The following is a 26,532-nucleotide window of genomic DNA, read 5'->3' on the forward strand; positions in this document are numbered from 1 at the left end:
TCTCGGAGCAACCTCCATGGATACAATCAAACTGCAGACGCGCTCGTCGATGTCGACGATGCTCGATGCCAAGATCGTGCTGCCGGCCATCAAGGCGGCGTTCGTCAAGCTCGATCCGCGGCTGATGATCAAGAATCCCGTGATGTTCGTGGTCGAGGTCGTCGCCGCGCTCACCACGGTGATCTTCCTGCGCGACGTCGTCACCGGCGGGGCCAATCTCGGCTTCACCTTCCAGATCATCCTCTGGCTGTGGTTCACCGTGCTGTTCGCCAATTTCGCCGAGGCCGTCGCCGAAGGCCGCGGCAAGGCGCAGGCGGAGTCGCTGCGCAAGACCCGCACCGAGAGCCAGGCCAAGCTGCTCACGGGTTCTGATACGTCCGATCACAGCTACAAGCTCGTGGCCGGCACGACGCTCAAGGTCGGCGACATCGTGCTGGTCGAGGCGGGAGACACGATCCCGTCCGATGGCGAGGTCATCGAAGGCGTCGCCTCGGTCAACGAGGCCGCCATCACCGGCGAGTCCGCGCCTGTCATCCGCGAATCCGGCGGTGACCGCTCGGCGGTGACCGGCGGCACGCAGGTGCTGTCGGACTGGATCCGCGTGAAGATCACCGCCGCCCAAGGCTCGACCTTCATCGACCGCATGATCAAGCTGGTCGAGGGCGCCGAGCGGCAGAAGACGCCGAACGAGATCGCGCTCAACATCCTGCTCGCGGGCCTCACCATCATCTTCGTGTTCGCGACCGTGACGATCCCGAGCTACGCGGCCTATGCCGGCGGCTCGATCTCGGTGGTGGTGCTGGTGGCGTTGTTCGTGACCTTGATCCCGACCACGATCGGCGCGCTGTTGTCGGCGATCGGCATCGCCGGCATGGACCGCCTGGTGCGCTTCAACGTGCTGGCGATGTCCGGCCGCGCCGTCGAGGCCGCCGGCGACGTCGACACGCTGCTGCTCGACAAGACCGGCACTATCACGCTCGGCAATCGCCAGGCGACCGCGTTCCGCCCTGTCAGAGGCGTCAGCGAGCAGGAGCTGGCGGATGCCGCGCAGCTCGCCTCGCTCGCCGATGAGACGCCGGAAGGCCGCTCGATCGTCGTGCTCGCCAAGGAGAAATACGGCATCCGCGGCCGCGACATGGCCGAGCTCGGCGCCACCTTCGTGCCGTTCACGGCGCAGACCCGCATGAGCGGCGTCGACGCCGGCGGCTCCCCGGTGCGCAAGGGCGCGGTCGATGCGATCCTGAACTACATCAACGGCGGCACGATGCAGGTCGCTTCGGGCAACACGATGCGCGCGATCCAGCCGATGGAGAGCGAGTTGGCCCGCGAGATCCGCGCGATTGCCGACGAGATCGCCAAGGCCGGCGGCACGCCGCTGGCGGTGGCGAAAGACGGCCGGCTGCTCGGCGTCATCCAGCTCAAGGACATCGTCAAGGGCGGCATCCGCGAGCGCTTCGCCGAGCTGCGCCGCATGGGCATCCGCACCATCATGATCACCGGCGACAACCCGATGACTGCCGCGGCGATCGCCGCCGAAGCCGGCGTCGACGACTTCCTGGCGCAGGCCACGCCCGAGGACAAGCTCAGGCTGATCCGCGACGAGCAGGCCAAGGGCAAGCTGGTGGCGATGTGCGGCGACGGCACCAACGACGCGCCGGCGCTGGCGCAGGCCGATGTCGGTGTCGCCATGAACACCGGCACGCAGGCCGCCCGCGAGGCCGGCAACATGGTCGATCTCGACTCCAACCCGACCAAGCTGATCGAGGTCGTCGAGATCGGCAAGCAGCTGTTGATGACGCGCGGTGCGCTGACGACGTTCTCGATCGCCAACGACGTCGCCAAGTACTTTGCCATCATCCCGGCGATGTTCCTGGCGTTCTACCCGCAGCTCAACGTACTGAACGTGATGAACCTCGCCAGCCCCGAGAGCGCGATCCTCTCAGCGATCATCTTCAACGCGCTGGTCATCATCGCGCTGATCCCGCTGGCGCTGAAGGGAGTCGCCTACCGCGCCATCGGCGCCGGCGCGCTGCTCGGCCGCAACCTGCTGATCTACGGCTTGGGCGGCATCATCATCCCCTTCATCGGCATCAAGGCGATCGACCTGATCGTGACCGCCTTGCATTTGGCCTGACAACCCCGACCGCTCAACCGGCGTCATTGCGAGCGAAGCGAAGCAATCCAGAGTCCCGCGCGCAGTCCTGGATTGCTTCGTCGCTTCGCTCCTCGCAATGACGCAGAGACATAGGAGACACCGATGCTCAAAGAAATCCGTCCCGCCATCTTCGTTCTGCTCGCGCTCACGCTGATCACGGGCCTGCTCTATCCGCTCGGCATGACGGTCGTCGCCGGCGCCATTTTCCCAACGCAGGCCGAAGGCAGTCTCATCTCACGCAACGGCCAAGTGGTCGGCTCCGCGCTGATCGGCCAGGAGTTCAAGGACGACAAATATTTCCACGGCCGGCTCTCGGCGACGACGACCGCCGATCCGAACGACTCCACCAAGACCGTGCCGGCGCCGTACAACGCTGCCAACTCCTCGGGCTCCAATCTCGGACCCACCAGCAAGGCGCTGGCCGATCGGGTCAAGGAGGACGTCGACAAGCTCAGGTCCGAGAACCCTGCGCAGGCCGTGCCGGTCGACCTGGTGACGACGTCGGCGAGCGGCCTCGATCCGGACATCTCGCCCGAGGCTGCGCTGTTCCAGGTGCCCCGCGTGGCCAAGGCACGCGGCATTGCCGAGGATCGCGTGCAGGCGCTGGTGGCGAAAAACACCGACGGGCGGCTGATCGGCCTGCTCGGCGAACCCCGCGTTAACGTGCTTGCGCTCAATCTGGCGCTCGATGCCGCAACGGCAACCAAATAATGAGGTCGCGCGGCGCCGCGCTCTTGGCGTCGCGGCGCCTCCGTCTATAATGCCGCATGGCCAGTCAACGCCGCGATCCTGACCAACGTCCCTCGCCGGAAGCCCTGCTCGAAGCAGCCCGGCGGGAGGACAGTCCTGCCGGCAAGCTCAAGATCTTCGTCGGCGCCGCGCCGGGCGTCGGCAAGACCTATGAGATGCTGTCGAGCGCGCATGCCCGAATGAAGGCCGGCGTCGATGTCGTGATCGGCTTCGTCGAGACCCATGGCCGGGTCGAGACCGAGGCGCTGGTGCGCGGCCTCGAGGTGATTCCGCGCAAGCGTATCACCTACAAGGATCAGGTCATCGAGGAGATGGATCTCGATGCCGTGATCGCGCGGCGGCCGAAGCTCGCAATCGTCGACGAGCTCGCCCATACCAACGCTGCCGGCAGCCGGCATCCCAAGCGCTATCTCGACGTCGAGGAGCTGCTGTCGCACGGCATTGATGTCTACACGGCGGTCAACGTCCAGCACATCGAGAGCCTCAACGACGTCGTCGCCCAGATCACCCATGTCCGCGTGCGCGAGACCGTGCCGGACTCCATCCTTGATCGCGCCGACGCCATCGAGCTGATCGATCTCACGCCCGACGACCTGATCCAGCGGCTGAAGGAGGGCAAGGTCTATGTGCCCAAGCAGGCCGAGCGCGCGCTGGAGCATTATTTCTCGCCCGGCAATCTGACGGCGCTGCGCGAGCTGGCGCTGCGCCGGACCGCCGAGCGCGTCGACGAGCAGTTGCTCAACCACATGCAGGCCAATGCCATCGCCGGCCCCTGGGCGGCCGGCGAGCGCATCCTCGTCTGCGTCTCCGAGGATCCGCGCGCCGCCGGCCTCGTGCGCTACACCAAGCGCCTCGCCGACCGCGTGCACGCGCCGTGGACCGCCGTCACCATCGAGACGCGCCGCAACCTGCAGCTCTCGGACAAGCAGCGCGACCGTCTCGCCGATACGCTGCGTCTGGCCGAGTCGCTCGGTGGCGAGGCACTGACGATTCCCGGCGTCGGCCGCCGCATCGCCGACGACCTCATCGGCTTCGCGCAGGCCAACAACGTCACCCAGATCATCATCGGCAAGTCGCAGCGCTCGCGGCTGTTCGAGATCGTCAGGGGCTCGGTGGTGCATGATCTCGTGCGCCGCGCGGGCAACATCTCCATTCACGTCATTCCAGGCGAGGAGACGCCTGGCGAGACCGGGACGTCGGTGCAGACGCGCGCCCGCAGCGAGCCGCTGCAGGCCAAGCCCTACGTCATGGCCCTGCTGATCGCGGCCGTCGGTCTCGGTCTCGCCGAGCTGATCCAGCCGTTCTTCGGCATCGAGAACGTCGACCTGGTGTTCCTCACCGCCGTCGTCGGTGTCGCCGCGCGCTATGGCTTGTGGCCGTCGCTGCTGGCGAGCCTGTTCGCCTCGCTTTGCTACAACTTCTTCTTCCTGCCGCCGATCTACACGTTCACCATCACCGATCCCACCAATGTCGCCGCATTCTTCTTCTTCATGCTGATCGCGCTCCTGGTCTCCAACGTCGCCTCCCGCGTGCGCGTGCAGGCCGACACCGCGACCCAGCGCGTCCGCACCACCGAGCAGCTCTACGCCTTCAGCCGCAAGCTCGCCGGCACGGCGACGCTCGACGACGTGCTGTGGGCGACGGCCTATCAGGCCGCGCTGATGTTGAAGGTCCGCGTCGTGCTGCTGCTCCCGCAAGACGGCAAGCTCACCGTGATGGCCGGCTATCCGCCGGAGGACCAGCTCGACGACGCCGATCTCGCCGCCGCGAGCTGGGCCTGGAGCAATGATCGCGCCGCGGGCCGCGGCTCCGACACCTTGCCCGGCGCCAAGCGCCTGTTCCTGCCGATGCGCACCGGCCGCGGGCTGATCGGCGTCATCGGCATCGACGACGACCGCACCGGGCCGCTGCTGACACCCGACCAGCGCCGGCTGCTCGACGCGCTCGTCGACCAGGGCGCGCTCGCGATCGAGCGCGTGCTGCTAGTCGAGGACATGGACAAGGTCAAGCGCAGCATGGAGCAGGACCGGCTGCGCTCGGCGCTGCTGACCTCGATCTCGCACGATCTCAAGACGCCGCTGGCCTCGGTGCTCGGCGCGGCGTCGACGATGCGCGATCTCGCCACGCGGCTGTCGGACCGCGAGAAGCTCGACCTGCTCGCGACCGTCATCGACGAGTCCGAGCGGCTCAACCGCTTCATCGCCAATCTGCTCGACATGACGAAGCTCGAATCCGGCGCGATCAAGCCGAACAGCGCGCTGCACGATCTCGGTGAGATCGTCGGCAGCGCGCTGCGCCGGGCGAGCAAGATCCTGTCTGGTCACCACGTCTCGCTGGAGCTGGCCGCAGACCTGCCCATGGTCGAGGTCGATGCCGTGCTGTTCGAGCAGGTGCTGTTCAACCTGCTCGACAACGCCGCCAAATACGCGCCTGCCGACACGTCGATCGCAATCCGCGGTCTGCGCGATGCGAACTGGATCGTGCTCGACATCAGCGACGAGGGCGACGGCATCCCGGCCGCCGAGGTCGAGCACGTGTTCGACAAGTTCTACCGCGTGCAGAAGGGCGACCAGGTGCGGCCCGGCACAGGGTTGGGGCTCGCGATCTCGCGCGGCTTCATCGAGGCCATGCATGGCCGCATCGTCGCCGGCAACCGCACCGACCGGCGCGGCGCCGTGCTCACCATCCGCCTGCCGGTGCCGGCGCAGGCCAAACCGCTGGACACCGCCGCATGACAGGCGCTCCCATCAAGGTGCTCGCCATCGACGACGAGCCGCCGATCCGCAAGTTGCTGCGCATGGGGCTCGCGACCCAGGGCTATGACATGCTGGAAGCGCCGAGCGGCAAGGTCGCGCTCGAAAAGCTCGCCGAGGAGCCGTCGCTCATCATCCTCGATCTCGGCCTGCCCGACATCGACGGCCACGAGCTGCTGCGCACCATCCGCGCGCGCAATGAGAGCATTCCGATCGTGGTGCTGTCGAGCCGCGGCGACGAGGCCGGCAAGGTCAAGGCGCTCGATCTCGGCGCCGATGACTACATCACAAAGCCGTTCGGCATGGACGAGCTGCTGGCCCGCCTGCGCGCCGCCTTGCGCCACCAGTTGCAGGTGCAGGGCGAACGACCCGTCTTCCGCACCGGCGAGCTCTCGGTCGATCTCGTCCGCCGCATCGTCAAGCTCGGCGACCGCGAGATCAAGCTGTCGCCGAAGGAATATGATCTGCTGCGCGTCCTGGTCCAGCACGCCGGCAAGGTCCTGACGCATCGCTTCCTGCTGAAAGAGCTGTGGGACGAGTTGACCGACGCGCAATACCTCCGCGTCTACGTCCGCCAGCTCCGCCAAAAGATCGAAACCGACCCCGAGCGCCCGCAATTCGTCCTGACCGAGACCGGCATCGGCTATCGCCTGCGCGCGCCGGATTAGCGCTTCTATGCGATGACGAGCAGCGCAGCCACGGATCGGCGGTGTACTGCTGAGCGATAGATCGCCGGCTGTGGCGCCGAGCACGCTGCGCTCCCTCTCCCCGTTCTTCACGGGGAGAGGGTTGGGGTGAGGGGCAACCGCACGGGCGGTGCACACCGTCATGCGAGAACTTTCTCATTCCCATGAGTTTCTTCCAATCGGAACCATCGCCGCTCGCCGTCATTGCCGTGCTGTCACAGGGAGACCATGTCGATGGCAAAAACAGCACGCAAATATTCCAAGGGCGCCTCCAAGGACGTCGAGCGCGCGATGAAGAAGCGCAAGGCCGGCACGTTGAAGAGCGGCGGCTCCGGTCGCAAGGTCAAGAGCCGCAAGCAGGCGATCGCGATCGGCCTGTCAGAAGCGCGCCGCGAAGGCAAGAAGGTGCCCGCGAAGAAGAGCGCGAAATCGTCGGCGAAGAAGACGGCCAAGAAGTCGTCGAAGAGTTCGAGCAAGAAGAGTGCGAAGAAGACTACCAAGAAAGCGACGAAGAAGAAGTCGTCGAAGAAGAGCTGACCGGCCGCTCCTCCACGCCGCGAGCGCCGTGAGGCACAGTCGTCGCCCAATCCTCCGCTGTCGTCCCGGCGAACGCCGGGACCCATAACTTCAGGGCGAAGCAATTGGGCGGGATGCCCGACCAGTCTTGTCTCACCAACGTCGCCGCGGAGTATGGATTCCGGCGTTCGCCGGGATGACGGCGGTGGGCGTGGGGGTGCTTGCGCTACCCAAGCAGTTTGTAGCCCGGATGAGCGCAGCGACATCCGGGTTCTCACGAACTGTATGCGTGGACCCGGATATCGCTGCGCTCATCCGGGCTACAACGTCAGCCCGCCTTGCGCTGTCGCGCCGCCGAACGATGCGCCTTCTTCGCCGGACGCCGATGTGAGGTCGTACGTCGCGACGGTGCGCGTGACGCCTTCTTCCCACCCTTACCCAGGCTCTGCTTCAGCGCATCCATCAGGCTGACCACGTTGTCCGACCGCTCCTCAGGCTCCGGCAGCTTGATCGGCTTGCCCGAGGCCTTGCGCTTCACCAGCGCCTTCAGCGCGGTCTCGTACTGGTCCTTGAAATCCGACGGCTTGAAGTGCGCTGCCTTGGTCTGCAGGATGTGGCCGGCCAGTTCCACCATGTCCTTGGTGATCTTCGGCGACTTGATGTCGTCGAAGAATTCCGCCTCGTCGCGCAGCTCGTAGGGAAAGCGCAGGGTGGTGCCGAGCATGCCCTTGCCCATCGGCTCGATGGCGATGATGTGCTCGCGATGCGTCAGGACGATGCGCGCCAGCGCGACCCGATCCTGGTCCTTCATGGCGTCGCGGATCACCGCGAAAGCGTCGATCGCGGCCTTTCCATCGGGCGCGATGTAATAGGGATGGTTGAGATAGCGCTGGTCGATCTCGTCGCGCGGCACGAAGCTGTCGATGTCGATCGTATGATTGCTCTCGATCTGGACCGCCTCCAGCTCCTCCGGCTCGATCTCGACATACTGTCCCTTGACCAGCTCGTAGCCGCGACCCTTCTGATCGCCCTCGACGATGTCGCCGGTCTCGGCATCGATCATCTGCTGCTTGAGCCGGTTGCCGGTCTCGCGGTTGATCAGGTGAAACCGCGTCTTCTCCACCGAGGTGGACGCCGGATAGAGCACGACAGGGCAGCTGACGAGCGAGAGTTTGAGCGAGCCTTTCCAATAGGCGCGGGGGGCCATCGTGGTCTCCGTGAGCGAATGAGATAGAGCGCAAACGGATGAGGAGTGCTGCGGGTTCCCCCGCGCAGTTTGCCCGTCGGGTTACTTTGTCGCAGCTAATATCCCTTGCCACGTCGGGCAAATCGGATCGATCTTTCCGCGCATCCCGCCTCATGCAGAGGGCGTACGCGTCGTCACGATACGTGGAGTGTGGGAGGCGATGGACGAGACGGCAGCGTGCGCTTGATGCGCGGACGAGCGCTGGCTCTCGGACGTGAAGTCGCGTGGTCCTGGCGCCCCGATGCTGGCGTCAAGTCCGCAGCGCTGACGAGGCGCGCGGACGACGGTGGCTAACAAGCCGGACACCGGGGAGATCGCGAAGTAAGCGTTAACACCATCGCAGAGGGAAGGCCGGTTGAGGGCCGTACCTGTGGTGACTGCCGCCTGCTTTTTGTCTGCAGGCGGGCCATAGGCCGCGGTCAGCACCCGGCCTTCCCTGCACCCTCTCGCTTGGGGAGGGCGGACGGCAGCAACACCCCGGGCTCCCCGAGTGCCGGGAACGCGGAACTTTGCCCGGTGTTATCATCTGGATCGGCCGGTTCCACCACCCCGCCGGCTTTGCTACGCTACCGCTCAAAGCGAGGGATCACCGTGGCGCTCAACAAGCTCTCCACCTATCGCAAGAAGCGCGACTTCGAGAAAACGGCAGAGCCGTCGGGCGACGCCAAGGTCGCGCCGGCCGACCGTCCGCGCTTCGTCATTCAGAAGCACGATGCCACCCGGCTGCATTACGATCTCAGGCTCGAATTCGGCGGCGTCTTCAAGTCGTGGGCGGTCACCAAGGGGCCGTCGCTCGATCCGCACGACAAGCGTCTGGCGGTCGAGGTCGAGGACCATCCGCTGGACTACGGCGATTTCGAAGGCACCATTCCCGAAGGCGAATATGGCGGCGGCACGGTGATGTTGTGGGACCGTGGCTATTGGGAGAGCGAAGATCCCGAGCGCGGCTTCAAGAAGGGCGACCTCAAGTTCACGCTGGAGGGCGAGAAGCTGCACGGCAGCTGGGTGCTGGTGCGGATGCGCAACGACCGCACCGGCGGAAAGCGCACCAATTGGCTGCTGATCAAGCATCGCGATGAATTCGCCAGGGAAGGCGAGGCCAACGACATCATCGATGCCGACAAGTCGGTGGCGTCGGGGCGTTCGATGGAGCAGATCGCGGCTGGCAAGGGCAAGGCGCCGAAGCCGTTCATGCTGGCGAAGACAGAGCGCATGAATGCCGACGCGGTGTGGCACTCCAATCGCAGCGATGGCGAAGCGAAGTCGAAGGTTTCGACCAAGTCCTCATCGCCGAAAGCCAGGGTAGCGAAGAAGAAGGCGTCGAAAGGGAGCGCTGCCAAGGCTCGCGCGACGAAGACGGCCGAGCCGAAGACCGTCGCGTCGCTGCCCGACTTCGTTCCGCCCGAGCTCTGCACCTCCGTGGCGGCGCCGCCATGCGGCGAGGGCTGGGCGCACGAGATCAAGTTCGACGGCTATCGCGTGCAGATCAGGGTCGAGGACGGCCAGGCGACGTTGAAGACACGGAAGGGTCTCGACTGGACCGCCAAGTTCAGCGCGATCGCGCAAGCCGCGGCCAAGCTGCCGGATGTGATCATCGATGGCGAGATCGTCGCGCTCGACAAGGACGGCAACCCGAACTTCTCGGCTTTGCAGGCGGCGATCTCGGCTGGGCAGACCGATGAGTTGGTGTTCTTCGCCTTCGACCTGATGTTCGTCGAGGAGTTCGATTTGCGCCGCCAGCCACTGCGCGAGCGGAAAGCGCGCCTGGCGAAGCTGCTGAAGGCCAACATCAAGGGCAAGACCCCGCGCATTCGCTATGTCGAGCATTTCGAGAGCGACGGCGAGGCCGTGCTGGACTCGGCCCGCAAGCTGAACCTCGAAGGTATCGTCTCGAAGAAGCTGGACTCGGCTTACCACTCAGGACGCACCGAGAGCTGGACCAAGGCCAAGACGCGGCCCGGGCATGAGGTGATCATCGGCGGCTGGAAAACCACCAACGGCAAATTCCGCTCGCTGATGGTCGGCGTCAACAAGGACGATCATCTCGCTTATGTCGGCATCGTCGGCACCGGCTTCGGCCAGGACACCGTGAAGGAGATCATGCCGGCGCTGCAAGCGGCGGCGGCTGACAAGAGCCCGTTCAGCGGCAAGAACGCGCCGCGTCGGGCGCGTGAGGTGCATTGGCTCAAGCCGGAGCTGGTCGCCGAGATCGAATTTGCCGGCTGGACCGCCGACAACAACGTCAGGCAGGCCTCGTTCAAGGGACTGCGCCAGGACAAGCCGGCGCGCGAGGTCGTCGCAGAAGAACCGGCCGTCACCGCCAAGGTCACGAAGCCTGTGGCGCGCGCCGCGGCCACGGTCGCGACCGGCGGCACCACGGTCCATAAGACGCCGTCACGGTCCAAGACCTCGGCCACGGTGATGGGCGTCGCGATTTCCAAGCCGGACAAGGCGCTGTGGCCGGATGCAGGTGACGGCGAGCCCGTGACCAAGCTCGATCTCGCCACCTATCTCGAAGCGGTCGGCGAATGGATGATCGATCATATCAAGGGCCGGCCATGCTCGATCGTGCGTGCACCGGACGGCATCGGTGGCGAGCGGTTTTTCCAGCGGCACGGCATGCAGGGCATGTCCGACCTGCTCGAACTGGTGAAAGTGTCCGGCGATCGCAAGCCCTACCTGCAGATCGATCGTGTCGAGGGACTGATCGCGGTGGCGCAGGTCGCAGCCGTCGAGCTGCATCCGTGGAATTGCGCGCCCGATGCCTATGACGTGCCGGGCCGGCTGGTGTTCGATCTCGATCCGGCGCCGAACGTCGCCTTCGAGGAGGTCATCGCGGCGGCCAAGGAGATGCGGCAGCGCCTGAAGACGCTGGGCTTGGAGAGCTTTTGCAAGACCACGGGCGGCAAAGGCCTGCATGTGGTGACGCCGCTGCTGCATGGCGCACGCGACAAGGTGACATGGCCGGAAGCGAAGGCGTTTGCCCAGGGCGTGTGCCAGTGGATGGCAAATGACAGCCCCGAGGACTATCTGCTCAACATGTCGAAGAAGCTGCGCAAGGGAAAGATCTTCCTGGACTATCTGCGCAACGATCGGATGTCGACGGCGGTCGCGGTGCTGTCACCGCGGGCGCGCGACGGCGCGACGGTGTCGATGCCGATCACGTGGGCGCAGGTGAAGAACGGGCTCGATCCCAAGCGCTACACGGTTCGCAGCGTTCCGGCGCTGCTCGCCAAGACCAAGGCTTGGGAGGGTTATGATGACGCGGCCGGGGCGATCAAGCCTGCGATCAAGAAGTTGACGGACAAATTGTGAGAGGCTGTTAGATCGTTCGGGCAGACATGGTGTTTGCCACGTCTGCCCGAAACATTATTACACGTGAACTAAATTCGTCCGAGCAGGACGAGGATCAGAACGATGACGATGATCAGGCCGAGGCCGCCGCCGCCGTAATAGCCGGTGCCGTAGAACGGGCCGCCGCCGATGCCGGAGAAGCCGCCGAGCAGCGCGATGATGAGAATGATGAGGATGATCGTTCCGATGGACATGTACTTCCCTCCAGAGCCCGGCAGCGGGGCGGTGCGTCACTCTGCCTTCGCCGAGGAAACTGGTCGGAACTTCGAAAGTTCCGGAGATGGATCAGGTAAAATCGGGTGTGTGGCTTTGCGGTCGTGATACGCCGTGACTACATCAGGACGGTTGTTAGTCAGGAGAACGCGATGTCAAGACCGCTTGTCGTTTCCATTCCGCATCGCCTTGGCAAGGACGAAGCCCTGCGCCGGCTGCAATCCGGTCTGCGCCGGGCCGCAACCAGCATCCCCGTGCTCAGCGTCGACGAGGAGCGCTGGGAGGGCGACAAGATGTTCTTTCGCGTGCGCGCGCTCGGGCAGGCAGCGTCCGGCCATGTCGAGGTGGCCGACGATCGCGTCCAGGTCGAGGTCACGCTGCCCTGGCTGCTGCAGCGCTTTGCCGAGGCCGCGCAGAACGCCATCCGCAGCCGCGGCCAGCTGCTGCTGACGAAGAAGAGCTGATCAGCTCTGCGACTCCAGCGCCGGCGTTTGCTGGGCGCCGGTGTGCGCGGAATTATCCACACGAGCTGCGAGCAGCGCAGCCGGAAGGTGAGTGAACAACGCGGAGACGGGGAGAGCGCCGTTCTGGATCGGGGGAGCGGAATAGCCGGGCAGGTGCACGGTCGCGTCGAACGCATCCGTATGCGGCCAAACCCGGCCGTTGTCCGTAAACGGCGCCAGCGTGCGCGCGGCAACCACGATGACCGCCTCGCGGCCGCGGCGGCGCGCAAAGGCAACGATGTGCTCGGCATGACGGCCGCTCACTTCGAGCGGCTCATAGGAGCCGTCGGTGAAGACCGATGGCAGCTCGTTCCGCTGCTTGATGAGCTGCCGCGTCCAGGCCAGCTTGATGCGGCCGTCAGGCCAGTGGTCTGCGAGGCCAGCCCAGTCCGGCGCCTCGCTCTCGCGCAACGCGTGCTCACGCGCGGCAAAATCGACCGGGCGGCGGTTGTCGGGATCGACCATCGACAGATCCCAGAACTCGGTGCCCTGATAGAAATCCGGCACGCCCGGCATGGTCGCCTTGAGCGTCAGCTGCGTCAGCGAGTTCAGCGCGCCCAGCAGCGCCACGCGCTTGGCGACAATCTCCAGCGACTGCAGGAACTCACCCGAGCGCTCCCGATCCAGGATGCCGTCGATGAAGCTGCGCAGGCCGTTCTCATAGGCCTCGTTCGGATTGAGCCAGCTGGTCTCCTCCTTGCCCTCCCGCGCGGCCTTCAGCGCATAGGCCTGGAGGCGCTCGGTCAGGCTCTCGTCAGTACCGGTGGCCGGCCAGATGCCGACCAGCGTCTGGTACAGCATGTATTCGAATGTTGCAGAGGGCGCACGCATGTTGCCGTCGGTGACCACATGCGCTGCGTTCATCGTCTTCCAGCGCGCGACCGCGGAGGTCCAGTCGCTCGGCAGCTCGGTGAGAGCGGCGAGCCGCGTGCGGGCATCTTCGCCGCGCTTGGTGTCGTGGGTCGCGGTCGCCGTCATGCCGTGCGGCCAGTGCTTGGCGCGGGCCTGCATGAGCTTGTGGAAGTCGCCGATCGCCAGCGCATGCGCCGACGGATCGCCGCCGACCTCGTTCAGCGCGAGCAGCCGGTGGAAGCGGTAGAAGCCGGTGTCCTCCAGCGATTTCGCCATCATCGGGCCGGTGAACTGCTGCACCTTCAACGCGAAGCGGCGGACGCGCGGGACGCTGTGGGTGGTGCTGCGATCGCGCTTGATCAGATCCATCGTGAGCGCGTCGCGCAGGAAGTCGAAGATCGAGCCATCGGAGGCAAACCATTCGGCCCGCGCGCCGGCGATGGCGTGGTCGATCAGCTTGCGGTCCGCCTCGGTCGGGCCGGCGCCGGTCAGATAAGTGCGATAGACCGGGAAGTGCAGCACATAGAGTTCGAGCGCCTGGCGCAAACTGTCCTCGGAATAGTCGCGCGTGGAGTAGTGCCCGTTGGCGATGCGCGCGAGCAGCCGTGTCAGCACGGTGAACTCGCTGGTCAGCAGCGTTTCCAGCACGCGCCGCTTGGCTTCCTTGATGACGGGCGCCAGCCTCGGCGGCTTGTTGCTGATCTGGCGCCAGATCTCGTCGAGCGGCTCCAGTCCCCTGCCGTCGATCAAGAGCTGCGTGATCACGTTCATCCACTCATAGCCGGTGGTGCCGTGCACGCCGGCAAAGCTCGGCAGCTTCTCGTGCTCGCAGAGGATCTTTTCGATCACGACGTAAAACGGACCGACGGCCGGTCCGCGCGCGTCGCGAATGAGACGGCGCAGCCGCTGGAAATATTGCGCGGGATCGCGCAGCCCGTCGATGTGATCGAGCCGCAGCCCCTGAAGCTGGTCGTCGGCGATCAGCTTCTTCACCAGCCGGTGGATGGCCTCGAACGTGCCGGCATCCTCGACGCGAAGGCCTGCGAGCGTATTGACGTCGAAGAAGCGGCGATAGTTGATGTCGCTCGACGCCAGCCGCCAGTGGCCCAGCTTGTAGTGCTGCCGCTCCAGCAGATGGTGCAGGGCCAATGTCTGCGCGGGGCGATCTTCGCCCGCTTTGTAAGCCGACAGGCCGCGTGCGATGACGTCCGGCGCGCCGGCGATGGCCTTGAGCGCGGCCTTGAAGCTTGGTGCTTCCTTGCGATTGGGATGGCGCAGGCCGGGGTAGCGCGACGCGAGCTCCAGGATCGCCTTGCCGGCCTCGCTGCTCTCCTCGCCGGCCTCCTTGACGATGATGCGCAGCATCTCGCCATAGCGCTCCGGCGCGACCGGCAGGCGGTGCTCGAAGTACCAGCAGGAGAACGAGCCTTCGTCCGGATCGTAGCGCAGCTCGATGTCGCCGTGCTCGAGCGCGTGGCCATAGGAGGTGCCGATGATCGGCAGCAGCACGCCGCCGCGCGCGCGATAGGGCAACTGGTCCCAGTCGATGTCGAACGAGGCCGCGTGCGGCGAGGCCTGGCCCCATTCGAGCACGTCGAGCCACCACGGATTGTCGTCGAAATGCACGCCGACATGGTTGGGCACGAAATCGAGGATCAGGCCGAGATCGTGCGCCTTCAGCGCCGCGGTGAGCTTTGCAAAGCCGTCCTCGCCGCCAAGCTCCGGATTGAGCTTGGAATGATCGGTGATGTCGTAGCCGTGTGTCGAGCCCTTGCGGGCCTTCATGAAGGGCGAGGCGTAGACATGGCTGATGCCGAGCGCCTTCAGGTAGGGCACGACGCGCGCCGCTGCCTCGAAATTGAAGTCGGCGGTGAGCTGCAGGCGATACGTCGCGAGCGGAATGGCTGGAGGCATGACTATCCTCCAATGCTCCAGAATACCGACCAGGGCGGCAGATGGCCGCCCGGCGTGCCGCCCCAGATCGGCGTGCCCGCGAGTGGGCTCGCCTCACCCGCGATCTCCTTGTCGGAGACGTTGGCGAGCAGCCGCAGCGTGCTGCCGTCGCCCATGGTCCAGTGGGCGCTCAGGCGGCCGTCGTCGCTGACATCGGCCTTGCCGAAGCTCGCACCCGGCAGAAGCGGCGCGACGTGCTTGTGGCGTGCGATGAGCAGATCGCGCACCAAGGCGAGGCGCTCGCGGCCGGGAGACTCATTGCGGGCGTCCCAGTCGATGATCGCGGACTTGAAGGTCTCGATGTCGAGCGGATCGGGCACCTCGTCGCCGTATTTGGCATACGCCCACTCATACTCCTTGCGCCGTCCCTTGCGCACGGCGTTGGCCAGATCGCCCTGGAAGTCGCAGAAGAACGGGAATGGTTTTGTCGAGCCCCATTCCTCGCCCATGTACAGCATCGGCACGGTCGGCGCGAGCAGGGTTACCGCGAGCGCGGCCGCGATGCCTTCCGGCGGGGCGAGCGCCTCGAGCCGGTCGCCGAACACGCGGTTGCCGATCTGGTCATGGTTCTGCAGGAAGTTCACGAACGCGCCGGGGGCCAGATGACCGCTCGGCTCGCCGCGGGGATCGCCGCCCCAGAAGGCCGCCGGCTCGCCCTGGTAGACGAAGCCGGAGGCGAGCGCACGCGCGAGTCCGCTGCGCGGAGCATCCTGATAGTCGCCGTAGTAGCCGCCGCTCTCGCCTGTCAGCATCACGTGCCAGACGTGGTGATAGTCGTCGTTCCACTGCGCGCGGAATTTGCCGCGCGGCGGCTCCTCCGCGGAGTCCAGCATGCTGGCCCGGTTGTCGCCGTTCTCCAGCACGAGATGGATGTGCCGTCCGCTCTGCTCGACCAGCTTGCCGACGGCGGCGCTGAGATCGTGCAGCATCGGGATCTCACCCTCGTTGGAGAGGATGTGGTTCACGGCGTCAAAGCGCAGCCCGTCGAAGCGATAATTGGTCAGCCAATGCAGCGCGTTCTCGATCGCAAAGGCGCGCACCTCCGGCTTGCGGTAGTCGATGGCGCTGCCCCAGGGCGTATGCGCGTCCGTGAAGAAGGTCGGCGCGTAGCGACCGATGTAGTTTCCCTCGGGGCCGAAATGATTGTAGACGACGTCAAGGAACACCATCAGCCCGCGCAGATGCGCCTCGTCGATCAGCGCGCGCAGATCGTCGGGACGGCCATAGACGCTGTCGGGCGCGTAGAGCAGCACGCCGTCATAGCCCCAGTTGCGCGAGCCTGCGAAGTCGGCCAGCGGCATCAGCTCGAGCGCGGTGATGCCGGTCTCGACGAGATGATCGAGCTTGTCGATCATCGCGCGATAGGTGCCGTCCTGCGTGAATGTGCCGACGTGGCTTTCCAGGAACACGGCGTCCTGCCACGGTCGCCCGCGCCACTCCTTGGAGTGCCAGGTGTAGGTGCTGTGATCGATCACTTCGCTCGGACCCGAGACATCCTCGGGCTGGAAGTCCGAGCCGGGATCGGGAACGTCGAGCTCGTCATCGATGCGGAACTTGTAGCGTGCGCCGGCGCCGACACCGGGGACATCGAGCGTATACCAGCCGCCGTCGCCGCGCTGCATCTCATGACGTCCGTCGAGAACGAGATCGACGCGCTTGGCGGCGGGAGCCCAGAGGCGGAACGTCGTGCCATTGGCGGTGATGCGGGGGCCGAATTGACGCGTGCTCATGACAGGCCCGCATACGCGAGGACAGAGCGGGGCGGGGCCTTGAGGTCAGCCCCTGCGGCGAAGTCGGCCGGCTTCTGCTGGGCTTGGGTGGTGTCGAGAACCTGTTGCCAAATCTTGGTTTCGGCGAGCTTGGGCAATTTGAATCCGATCTCTTCGGGGGCCGCGTTCAGAACGATAAAGATCGGAGCCTGCTCCTGTTCCACCGGGCCGAGCACATAGGCGAGAAATCGTCCGTCTGGAAAGGTCCAGTCGGTTTGCGTCATCTCCTCCGCCGCAGGCGTCAGCCACAGCACGCCGAAGCTGCCGTCGGAGCGGCGGCCGTCGAGCCAGCGGCGCGCGCGGATCTGGCCGAAGCGGCGGCGCAGCTCGGTCATGTGCGCGATGAATTCGATGAGATCGTCGCCTTCGCGCCCCATGCCGCTCCAGTCGACCCAGCCGACCTCGTTGTCCTGGCAATAGGCGTTGTTGTTGCCGGCTTGCGAATTGCCGACCTCGTCGCCCGCCAGCAGCAGCGGCAGGCCTTGCGCGAGGAACAGACAGGCGAGCTGGTTCTTGCGCGACTGCCGCCGCAGCGCATTGATCGTGACGTCGTCGGTCGGTCCTTCGTGGCCAAAGTTATTGCTGTGGTTGTCGTTGGAGCCGTCGCGATTGTCCTCGCCGTTCGCCTCGTTGTGCTTGCTGTTGTAGGCAAAGAGATCGGCGAGCGTGAAGCCGTCATGGACGGTGACGTGGTTGACGCTGGCGCGCTGGGTGCGGCCGTCATGATTGAAGATGTCGGACGAGCCGGTCATGCGGCTCGAGACCTCGCCGATCAGGCTGCCTTCGCCGCTCCAATAGCGCCGCATGGCGCTGCGATAGCGGTCGTTCCATTCCGACCATTGCGACGGGAAGGCGCCGACCTGATAGCCGCCGAGGCCGACGTCCCAGGGCTCGGCCACAAGCTTGACGCCGGACAGAACGGGATCCTGGCGAATGGCGGTCAGAAACCCGCTGCGCCGGTCGAAGCCGTGCTTCTCGCGGGCGAGGGTGGTGGCGAGATCGAAGCGGAAGCCGTCGACATGGCAGACCTCGACCCAGTAGCGAAGAGAGTCCATCACCATCTGCAGCACGCGCGGATGCGTGAGATTCACCGACGAGCCGCAGCCGGTAAAATCATCGTAGAAGCGGGGATTGTCGGGCTTCAGCCAGTAGTAGGATGCGTTGTCGATGCCGCGGTAGCACAAGGTCGGCCCGAGATGGTTGCCTTCGGCGGTGTGGTTGTAGACGACGTCGAGCATCACCTCGATCCCGGCATCGTGCAGACGCGCCACTGTGGTTCTGAAGGCGTCGAGCGGATTGTCCTGGGCGTAGCGCTGCTCCGGCGCGAAGAACGAGATGGTGTTGTAGCCCCAATAGTTGACGAGCTTCTTCTCGACCAGCATGCGGTCGTCGATGAAGGCATGGATCGGCAACAGCTCGATCGTGGTGACGCCGAGCCGCTTCAGATGCTTGATCATCGCCGGCGAGGACAGCCCGCCATAGGTGCCGCGCAAATTCGGCGGGACATCATCGCGCTTGTTGGTCAGGCCCTTGACGTGGGCCTCGTAGATGATCGTGTCCTCCCACGGGATCTGCGGGCGCATCTCGCGGCGGCCCCAGTTGAAGGTCTCGTCGATGACGACCGCCTTGGGCATGCCGCGCGCATTGTCGCGCCGGTCGAACGACAGATCCTCGCGCGGCGAGCCTGCGCGATAGGCGAAATGCGCATCGCTCCACACCAGGCGCCCTGCGAGGCGCTTGGCATAGGGGTCGAGCAGCAGCTTGTTGGCGTTGAAGCGGTGGCCGCGCTCCGGCTCGTAGGGGCCGTAGACGCGGTAGCCGTAGAGCTGCCCCGGCGAGACGTCGTTGAGATAGCCGTGCCAGACGTCCTCGGTGCGCTCCGGCAGCTCGATCCGCTCGATCTCGCGGCGGCCCTGGCTGTCGAACAGACACAGCTCGACCTTCTCGGCGTTGGCGGAGAACAAGGCAAAATTGGTCCCCCGCCCGTCCCAGGTGGCACCGAGGCGGGCGTGACTTCCTGCGGCCAGACGCATCGTGTCAGGCTTCCGGGACGAGAAATACCGCTGCCATGGGCGGGAGGATGAGGTTGAGGTGCTGATCTTCAGAGGCATGGACCTGGCCGACATTGCCGACATTGCTGCCGCCATAATGCGAGGAGTCGGAGTTGAAGACTTCCCGCCATGTGCCGCCGAGCGGCGCGCGGACCCGGTAATTGTAATACACGTTGGGCGAAAAGTTCACGACCACGACGCAGCGGGCGCGGTCATCAAAGCCTTTTCGCACCCAGGCGAACACGTTGCGGTCGGCGTCGTCGGTGATCAGCCACTCGAAGCCCTCCGGATCGCAGTCGCGCTCATGCAGGGCCGGCTGGTTGCGGTAGAGATGGTTGAGGTCGCGGATCAGGGCCTGGATGCCAGCATATCGCTTGTCGCCGAGCAGATGCCAGTCGAGCGAGGTGTCGTGATTCCATTCCCGTTCCTGGGCGATCTCGCAGCCCATGAACAGCAGCTTCTTGCCGGGGTGGCCGAACATGAAGCTGTAATAGGCGCGCAGATTCGCGAAGCGCTGCCAATCGTCGCCGGGCATGCGGCCGAGGATCGAGCGCTTGCCGTGCACGACCTCGTCATGCGACAGCGGCAGAATAAAATTTTCCGAAAAGGCGTAGTGCAGCCCGAACAGGATCTCGCCGTGGTGATATTTGCGGTGGATCGGATCCTTGCTGACGTAGCGCAAGGTGTCGTGCATCCAGCCCATGTTCCACTTGTAGCCGAAGCCGAGACCGCCGGTATCGACCGGGCGGGATACCTGCGGCCAGGCGGTGGATTCCTCGGCTGCGGTGGTGGCCTGCGGGAAGTGGCCGAACACGTCGATATTGGTCCGGCGCAGAAACTCGATGGCTTCGAGGTTTTCGCGGCCACCATATTTGTTCGGGATCCAGCCGCCGGATGGTCGGCTATAGTCGAGATAGAGCATCGAGGCGACCGCATCGACGCGCAGGCCGTCGATGCCGTAGCGCTCCAGCCAGAACAGCGCGTTGGAGCGCAGGAAGTTGGCCACTTCGGTGCGGCCGTAATTGTAGATCAGCGTGCCCCAGTCGAGATGCCGGCCCTGCATCGGATTGGCATGCTCGTACAATGCGGTGCCGTCGAAATGGCCGAGACCGTGCGGATCGTCCGGAAAATGCCCGGGCACCCAGTCGAGCCACACCGCGAGGCCCTCGCGATGGCAGGCATCGATCAGCGCGCAGAAATCCTCAGGGCTGCCGAACCGGCTGGTCGGCGCGTAGAGGCCAGTGGGCTGATAGCCCCAGGAGCCGTCGAACGGATGCTCGTTGATCGGCAGAAATTCGATGTGGGTGAAGCCCATGTCGCGCGCATAGGCCGGCAGCTGCTCGGCGAGCTCGCGATAGGTCAGCCATTGATTATTGTCCTTGCGCCGCCAGGAGCCGAGATGCACCTCGTAGATCGAGACCGGCCTGTTCAGCTTGTTGATGTCATGCGGCGCGGGGCGCGGTCGCGGCAGCCGCGTTTCGTCGACCACGATGGAAGCCGTCTTGGGGCGAACTTCGGCGGCGAACGCCATCGGATCGGACTTCAGCGGCAGGTGCTCGCCTTGCGGGCCGATGATGTCGAACTTGTAGTGATCGCCGGCGCGGGCGTGCGGGATGAACAGCTCCCAATAGCCATTGCCGCGCACCCGCATCGGGTGTCGCCGCGCATTCCAGAAGTTGAAATCGCCGACGACGCTGACGCGCCGCGCGTTGGGCGCGAGCACGACGAAGCCCACGCCGTCGACGCCGTCGATCACCATCGGATGGGCGCCGAGCTTGTCGTAGAGCCGCTCGTGATTGCCCTCGCCGAGCAGATGCAGGTCGAAATCCCCGAGGATCGGCAGGAAGCGGTAGGGGTCTTCCAAATCCGTGACGGAATCGCCGAAGGTCGCGCGCAGGCGGTAGCGCTGCATCGACGACATGGTCCCGGTGAACAGGCCGGCATCATGGATGCGCGTCAGCGGCGCGACCTCGCCGTGCTCGCCCACCACCTCGACCCGCGAGGCCTCCGGCAGAAAGGCGCGCACGACGGTTCTGCCGTCGACATCGTGTTGACCGAGATAGCGAAACGGGTCGGCATGCCGGCCCTCGATGATCGCAAACGCCTCGGGAGAAAGATGGGTCATAAGGACTCGCTGGCAGGTGCTGACTCGGACAGGACGCGAAGCAGATTGCCCAGCGCGACGCGCAACCAATCCGGCCGGTGGGCCAGATCATATTCGAGCGCTCCGAGGGCTTTTTCCAGCAGGAAAAAGTGTAGGAGCGCCTGTGCGGCATGCGGGTCGGCGGGCCAGAGCTGCTCCGGACTCTTGACCTCGCGGTAACCGGCCAGAAATGCCGAGGTCGCCTGGTCGCGCCATTCGGAGAGCGCGGGCCCGAGCCTGCCGTGATCATCGGGCGCGGCGCGCAACGCGCGCTCCAGCGCCACGCGAACCGAGCAGTCGATCGAGCGCAGGAAGCCGGCAATGTCCCGGGCAGGCGGTGCTTTCCGGCGGCGCTCGGCCAGCGGCTGCTCCTCGTCGCCATCGAAATCGATGATGACGATGTCGTCCTTGACGATCAGCATCTGGCCCAGATGAAAATCGCCATGCAGGCGGATGTCAAAGCCGCCGACACCGCGCGGGATCAGATGGCTGAGACGCTCCGACAGTTCGCCGCGCCTGGACAGCATCTGATCGGCCAGCCCCCGTTCGGGGTCCTTGAGGTGGTCACGGCGCTCGCTCAGGCTGGCGAAGACGCGACTGGCCTGGGACTGGAGCCGGTCGATCCAGTGATCGAGGCTGTCCGTCGTGGTCGGCTCTGGCGCGAATTCCGCGATATCGCTGCGCGAGGCGAGCGCCACATGCAACTCGCCGGCCCGCCGGCCTGCTTGCGTCATGTAGCGCAGGTATGGCGGCAGCTCCTCGCTCTGCCGTTCGTCGCCGCTGGTTGCGAACACGCGTTGGTCGTCGATGTAGCGGTCGAGATAGGCGGCGGTGACGGTCCAGCCGTCACCCTGGTTCTCGACGAAGCCATGGACGCAGCCGATCGTCCGCCGCTCGCCGTCCTGGATCACTTCGACGCTGCCGAGCAGCGGCGGCACGTTGGCAAAGCCGACGGTCTCCGTCAGGAAGCGGCTGAGATCGATCTCTGGATGAGGGCCTGTCTCGAGCTCGCGGTAGATCTTGATGAAGAACTCGTTGTTGACGACCGCCTTGCTGCTGCAGCGGTCGGTCTCGATGATGCGCACCTGCTCGGACTCGCGGATCGGCTTGTCGGGAAAGCGCGACGTCGGGCGGAATTCCAGCCTTATTCCGTTTTCCTCGACCGTGAGCGACTGCGCGAGGTTACGCAGCAGCAGCGCGAGGAAGATCGGATTGGTGGCCGCATCCAGCAAGGTACCCTCGCGGGCGCCCTGGCGCACGGCGGCGAAGGCCTGCGGATTGTAGCGCTCGCGGTCGAAGCGGACCCATTCGATCTGCATTGGCAGGAGGTAGCGGAGCTCGTCCTTGCGCTCGGCGGATTTGAAGAAGATCAGCCACGGCCTGTTGTCGCCGATGTCGCAGAACGGGATCGCCGATGTGAGTGTTGGGTGAATGGTCTCGGGCGCACGTTCAGGGTACCATCGCGTGCGCGCGAGGTGGCCAGGCAGCACGTCGCGCTCGAACAAGCTGCGGGTGCGCGCGAGCGACACCCAGGTCGAGCCGAGCGGCACCACCAGCGTCTCGAATTCCGGCACCGCGCGCTGAACGACCGGCTCGGACTTGTCACGCTCCTTGAGCTGGAACCAGTAGAAGCCGTAGGGCGACAGCGTGATCATGTAAGGCAGCTCGCCGATCGCGGGGAAGCGGGAGCGGCCGAGCATCTCGATCGGAATGCGATCCTTGAAGGCGGAGAGATCGAGCTCGGTCGCCTGCGCCGAGCGCGACAGGTTGGCGACGCAGAGGATGACTTCGTCCTTGTACTGGCGCACATAGGCCAGCACCGAGCGGTTGGCCGGGCGGATGAACGTCATGGTGCCGCGGCCGAAAGCGAGCGTCGACTTGCGCACCGAGATCAGCTTCTTGGTGGCATTGAGCAGCGACGACAGGCTGCGCGACTGCGCCTCGACGTTGACCGCCTCGTAGCCATAGACCGGGTCCATGATCATCGGCGCGTATAGCCGCGCCGGATCGGCGCGCGAGAAGCCGCCGTTGCGGTCGGGCGTCCACTGCATCGGCGTGCGCACGCCGTTGCGGTCGCCGAGATAGATGTTGTCGCCCATGCCGATCTCGTCGCCGTAATAGATGATCGGCGTGCCCGGGAACGACATCAGCAGCGAGTTCATCAGCTCGATCTTGCGCCGGTCATTGTCCATCAGCGGCGCGAGCCGCCTGCGGATGCCGACGTTGATGCGGGCGCGCGGATCGTTGGCATAGGTCGACCACAGATAATCGCGCTCGACGTCGGTCACCATCTCGAGCGTCAGCTCGTCATGATTGCGAAGGAACAGCGCCCATTGGCAGCTCGAAGGGATGTCCGGTGTCTGGCGCAGGATGTCGGTGATCGGGAAGCGGTCCTCCTGCGCGATCGCCATGTAGATGCGCGGCATCAGCGGGAAGTGATAGGCCATGTGGCACTCGTCGCCCTGGCCGAAATATTCCTGCACGTCCTCCGGCCACTGATTGGCTTCGGCCAGCAGCAGCTTGTCCTTGGCGTAATTATCGAGCTCGACGCGCAGGCGCTTGATGATCGCATGCGTCTCGGGGAGATTCTCGTTGTTGGTGCCGTCGCGCTCGCAAAGATAGGGAATGGCGTCCAGACGGAAGCCGTCGACGCCGGCATCGAGCCAGCGCTTCATCACCTGGATGATGGCATTGACCACCCGCGGATTGTCGAAGTTGAGGTCCGGCTGGTGCGAGAAGAAGCGGTGCCAGTAGAACTGGCCGGCCTCGGGATCCCAGGTCCAGTTCGACTTCTCAGTGTCGGTGAAGATGATGCGGGTGCCCAGATATTTCTGGTCGGTGTCGCTCCAGACATACCAATTGCGCGCGCTAGAGCCCGGCGGGCTGCGGCGGGCCCGCTTGAACCAATGGTGCTGGTCGGAGGTGTGGTTGACGACGAGCTCGGTGATGACGCGCAAGCCCCGGCGCTGCGCTTCCTGGATGAAGCGCTTGAACTCCTTCATCGTCCCGAAATCGGGATTGATGCTGCCGTAATCGGCGATGTCGTAGCCGTCGTCGCGGCCGGGCGAGGGATAGAACGGCAGCAGCCACAGCGCAGTGACGCCGAGGTCCTGCAGATAATCGAGCTTCTCGGTGAGGCCGGCAAAGTCGCCGATGCCGTCATTGTTGCTGTCGGCGAACGCCTTGACGTGCAACTGGTAGATGATCGCGTCCTTGTACCAGAGGCCGTCACCATCGGTCTCGGTCTGGAGGCTCGGGGCATCCAGGGGTGACATCACGTTCATGAGGCCCTCACACCGAAGAGAGAAGAAGAAGGGATCGGCGGTGGTCGGAGGCGCGCCGGCGCCGCCAGATGCGGCTCTCCTCAAAAGAGGGCAGAATAGGGGAGAAAGCGCCGCGGACGATGACGCTCTCGAACGTGTGCGGAAATTTGTTCACGGTGATGCCATTGACAAGAAAACCGTGTCCCGGTTCGCTAGGAACCGGAACCACCCGATACAAAGCCGCAGTCCCGGTTTTTGTTCCCTAGGGAACGAGGGCCAACGCGGCGCGTTAGGGCCTATCCTCTTGCCGTCCCACAACATTTTCACGACGTGCGACCCTCGTGACGTCAGATCGCGTGCCGAATGGACCTCTATAGCCAAGCTCATAGTCTCGGAATCCTGACAGAATTCTACGACGGTCAGGGGAATCGCCGCGTCACCGACGAGGCCGCGCTTAAGATCATCGTCGAGGCCTTCCCGAGGGCCACGCCGCACCAGCTGCTCAACGGCGCAGTCGTGATTCGCTCCGGACAGCCGGCGCGCAGCCGACTCAACGAGGCGGCCAAGCTGCCGGTCGCATGGACGATCAAGCGCGGCGATGTCGCGGTTGCGCATGGTGAGGCGCAGGAGCTGTCGCTGGAATGGCCGGGCGATCTGCCCATCGGCAGCTATCGCGTCGAGCTCGCTGATGCGTCGTCGTGCCGCGACGAACTGCCGCTGCTGGTGACGCCGGACAAGGCCTTCACCGGCGAATTCGATCGCGTCTGGGTGCTGGCCGTGCAGCTCTATGGCATCCGGTCGCGCCGCAACTGGGGCATGGGCGATTTCACCGATCTTGCCGATCTGATCACGCTGTGCGCCAAGCTCGGCGCCGATGGTGTCGGCCTCAATCCGTTGCACGCGCTGTTCGACGACCGGCCCGGCGATTTCAGCCCTTATGCGCCGAACAGCCGGCTGTTTCTCAATGCGCTCTATGTGGATGTCGAACAGGCGCCGGGCTTTGCCAATGGGCCGGACAGCAAGGCCCTCGAGCCGCTGCGGCAGGCCGACCTGGTCGATTATAAAGGCGTCGCTGCGTTGAAGTGGCCTGCCTTGCGCGCGGCGTTTGATGCGTTCATCGCTGCGCCGAGCAGTGCCGACGCCGCCGAGTTCAAGGCCTATCGCGCCGAGCGTGGCGAGTTGCTGGCGCGGTTCACCTGCTTCGAGGTGTTGCGTCATCGCTTCCAGAAGCCGTGGTGGGACTGGCCGGAGGAATGGCGGCAGCCGGATGCGGCGCGCTGCGCGGCGCTGCTCAGTGGTCCCGACAGCCGTGAGGCCGATTTCGTTGCCTATGTGCAATGGCTCGCCGAACGGCAACTTCGCCGCTGCAAGGATCTCGCGCATCGGCTGGGCATGAAGGTGGGGCTTTATCTAGATGTCGCGGTCGGCGTTCAATCCGACGGCTTCGACGCCTGGAACGAGCAGGGGTCGATCTCGCGCACGCTGTCGGTCGGCGCGCCGCCTGATCCGTTGAACACGGTCGGGCAGAACTGGGGGCTGGCCGGCTTCAACGCGCCCGGGCTGGAGCTGAAGAATTTCGAGCCGTTCCGCGAGATGATCAGGGCTTCGATGCGCCATGCCGGCGCGATCCGGCTCGATCACGTTCTCGGCTTGAAGCGGCTCTATCTCGTGCCGCACGGCTTTCCGGCCAAGCAGGGCGCCTATGTGCAGATGCCGTTCGACGCGCTGCTCGCGGCCACCGCGATGGAGAGCGTCGCCAACCACTGCATCGTTATCGGCGAGGATCTCGGCACCGTGCCGGAGGGGTTTCGCGAGCAGATGGCGGATTGGGGCCTGTGGTCCTACAAGGTGATGATCTTCGAGCGCGACGACAGCGGCCGCTTTCGCGACCTCGACTATTACCCGCCCAACGCCCTGGTCACGCTCAACACGCATGACCTCTCGACCTATGCCGGCTGGCGCTCGTTCGGCGATCTCAACACCAAGCGTGCCCTGGGCATCGATCCCGGCGAGACCGATCAGGATCGCTGGCGGGCGCTCGGGCTATGGGACGAGGTGCTGCGTCACAACGGCATCCCAACCAATGACGTTCACGCCGCGATCGGCTTCCTGTCGCGCACGCGCTCGCGGCTGCTCGTCATTTCGATTGAGGATCTGCTTGGGGTCGTCGACCAGCCGAACATTCCCGGCACCATCGACGAGCACCCGAACTGGCGCCGCAAGATCCCGGTGCCGATCGAGGACATTGCCGCGAGCACCAGTTTGGAGGCTTTACGGACCGCCACCGCCGAACGGATCAGCGCCGCCGGCGTTTAACATAGGAGG

15 protein-coding genes are annotated in these 26,532 nt (G+C 65.2%); 8 read left to right on the top strand and 7 right to left on the bottom strand.

What is annotated here, in order from left to right:
* Positions 1–16: 16 nt before the first annotated feature.
* From kdpB to ACVILH_RS14435, 5 genes are all read left to right on the top strand, one after another.
* Entirely contained in the window at positions 17–2,134 is a 2,118-nt protein-coding gene (gene kdpB / locus ACVILH_RS14415) for a potassium-transporting ATPase subunit KdpB (protein ID WP_456713485.1), read from the top strand.
* A 123-nt stretch (positions 2,135–2,257) separates the two neighbouring features.
* Entirely contained in the window at positions 2,258–2,866 is a 609-nt protein-coding gene (locus ACVILH_RS14420) for a K(+)-transporting ATPase subunit C (RefSeq protein ID WP_456713486.1), read from the top strand.
* A gap of 56 nt (positions 2,867–2,922) precedes the next feature.
* Complete coding sequence (locus ACVILH_RS14425) at positions 2,923–5,640, top strand: DUF4118 domain-containing protein (protein ID WP_456713487.1); 2,718 nt, start codon at positions 2,923–2,925, stop codon at positions 5,638–5,640.
* Positions 5,637–6,326, top strand: coding sequence for a response regulator (locus ACVILH_RS14430; protein ID WP_456713488.1), 690 nt, complete (start codon positions 5,637–5,639; stop codon positions 6,324–6,326). The genes ACVILH_RS14425 and ACVILH_RS14430 overlap by 4 nt, the downstream gene beginning before the upstream one ends.
* A gap of 252 nt (positions 6,327–6,578) precedes the next feature.
* Complete coding sequence (locus ACVILH_RS14435) at positions 6,579–6,881, top strand: DUF6496 domain-containing protein (protein ID WP_456713489.1); 303 nt, start codon at positions 6,579–6,581, stop codon at positions 6,879–6,881.
* A gap of 307 nt (positions 6,882–7,188) precedes the next feature.
* Here ACVILH_RS14435 and ku read toward each other — a convergent pair whose 3' ends face one another.
* Positions 7,189–8,067 (bottom strand): non-homologous end joining protein Ku, encoded by an 879-nt coding sequence (gene ku, locus ACVILH_RS14440; RefSeq protein WP_456713490.1) that lies wholly within the window; start codon positions 8,065–8,067, stop codon positions 7,189–7,191.
* A gap of 630 nt (positions 8,068–8,697) precedes the next feature.
* Here ku and ligD point away from each other — a divergent pair.
* Positions 8,698–11,421: a DNA ligase D gene (gene ligD, locus ACVILH_RS14445; RefSeq protein ID WP_456713491.1), complete on the top strand. Its 2,724-nt coding sequence runs from the start codon at positions 8,698–8,700 to the stop codon at positions 11,419–11,421.
* Positions 11,422–11,489: 68 nt separating this feature from the next.
* Here the strand turns inward: ligD and ACVILH_RS14450 are convergent, their stop codons facing one another.
* Positions 11,490–11,654: a DUF3309 family protein gene (locus ACVILH_RS14450; protein ID WP_006614022.1), complete on the bottom strand. Its 165-nt coding sequence runs from the start codon at positions 11,652–11,654 to the stop codon at positions 11,490–11,492.
* A 171-nt stretch (positions 11,655–11,825) separates the two neighbouring features.
* Here ACVILH_RS14450 and ACVILH_RS14455 point away from each other — a divergent pair, with 171 nt between their 5' ends.
* Complete coding sequence (locus tag ACVILH_RS14455; RefSeq protein ID WP_456713492.1) at positions 11,826–12,137, top strand: polyhydroxyalkanoic acid system family protein; 312 nt, start codon at positions 11,826–11,828, stop codon at positions 12,135–12,137.
* Here ACVILH_RS14455 and treY read toward each other — a convergent pair whose 3' ends face one another.
* Genes treY through treS form a run of 5 tightly spaced genes read right to left on the bottom strand, consistent with a single transcriptional unit; the run spans position 12,138 to position 24,228 of the window.
* Entirely contained in the window at positions 12,138–14,942 is a 2,805-nt protein-coding gene (gene treY / locus ACVILH_RS14460; protein ID WP_456713493.1) for a malto-oligosyltrehalose synthase, read from the bottom strand.
* A gap of 2 nt (positions 14,943–14,944) precedes the next feature.
* Complete coding sequence (gene treZ, locus ACVILH_RS14465; RefSeq protein WP_456713494.1) at positions 14,945–16,711, bottom strand: malto-oligosyltrehalose trehalohydrolase; 1,767 nt, start codon at positions 16,709–16,711, stop codon at positions 14,945–14,947.
* The gene (gene glgX / locus ACVILH_RS14470) at positions 16,708–18,783 is read right to left on the bottom strand and encodes a glycogen debranching protein GlgX (protein ID WP_456713495.1); all 2,076 of its coding nucleotides are present in this window, start codon (positions 18,781–18,783) and stop codon (positions 16,708–16,710) included. Before glgX ends, treZ begins: the two co-directional genes overlap by 4 nt.
* A 4-nt stretch (positions 18,784–18,787) precedes the next feature.
* The gene (gene glgB, locus ACVILH_RS14475) at positions 18,788–20,926 is read right to left on the bottom strand and encodes a 1,4-alpha-glucan branching protein GlgB (RefSeq protein ID WP_456713496.1); all 2,139 of its coding nucleotides are present in this window, start codon (positions 20,924–20,926) and stop codon (positions 18,788–18,790) included.
* Positions 20,923–24,228 (bottom strand): maltose alpha-D-glucosyltransferase, encoded by a 3,306-nt coding sequence (gene treS / locus ACVILH_RS14480; protein ID WP_456713497.1) that lies wholly within the window; start codon positions 24,226–24,228, stop codon positions 20,923–20,925. The genes glgB and treS overlap by 4 nt, the downstream gene beginning before the upstream one ends.
* 342 nt (positions 24,229–24,570) lie before the next feature.
* On the opposite strand from treS, the gene malQ reads away from it, so the two are divergent.
* Complete coding sequence (gene malQ, locus ACVILH_RS14485; protein WP_456713498.1) at positions 24,571–26,523, top strand: 4-alpha-glucanotransferase; 1,953 nt, start codon at positions 24,571–24,573, stop codon at positions 26,521–26,523.
* The last annotated feature ends 9 nt before the right edge of the window (positions 26,524–26,532 follow it).

The organism is Bradyrhizobium sp. USDA 4353, assembly GCF_054063215.1.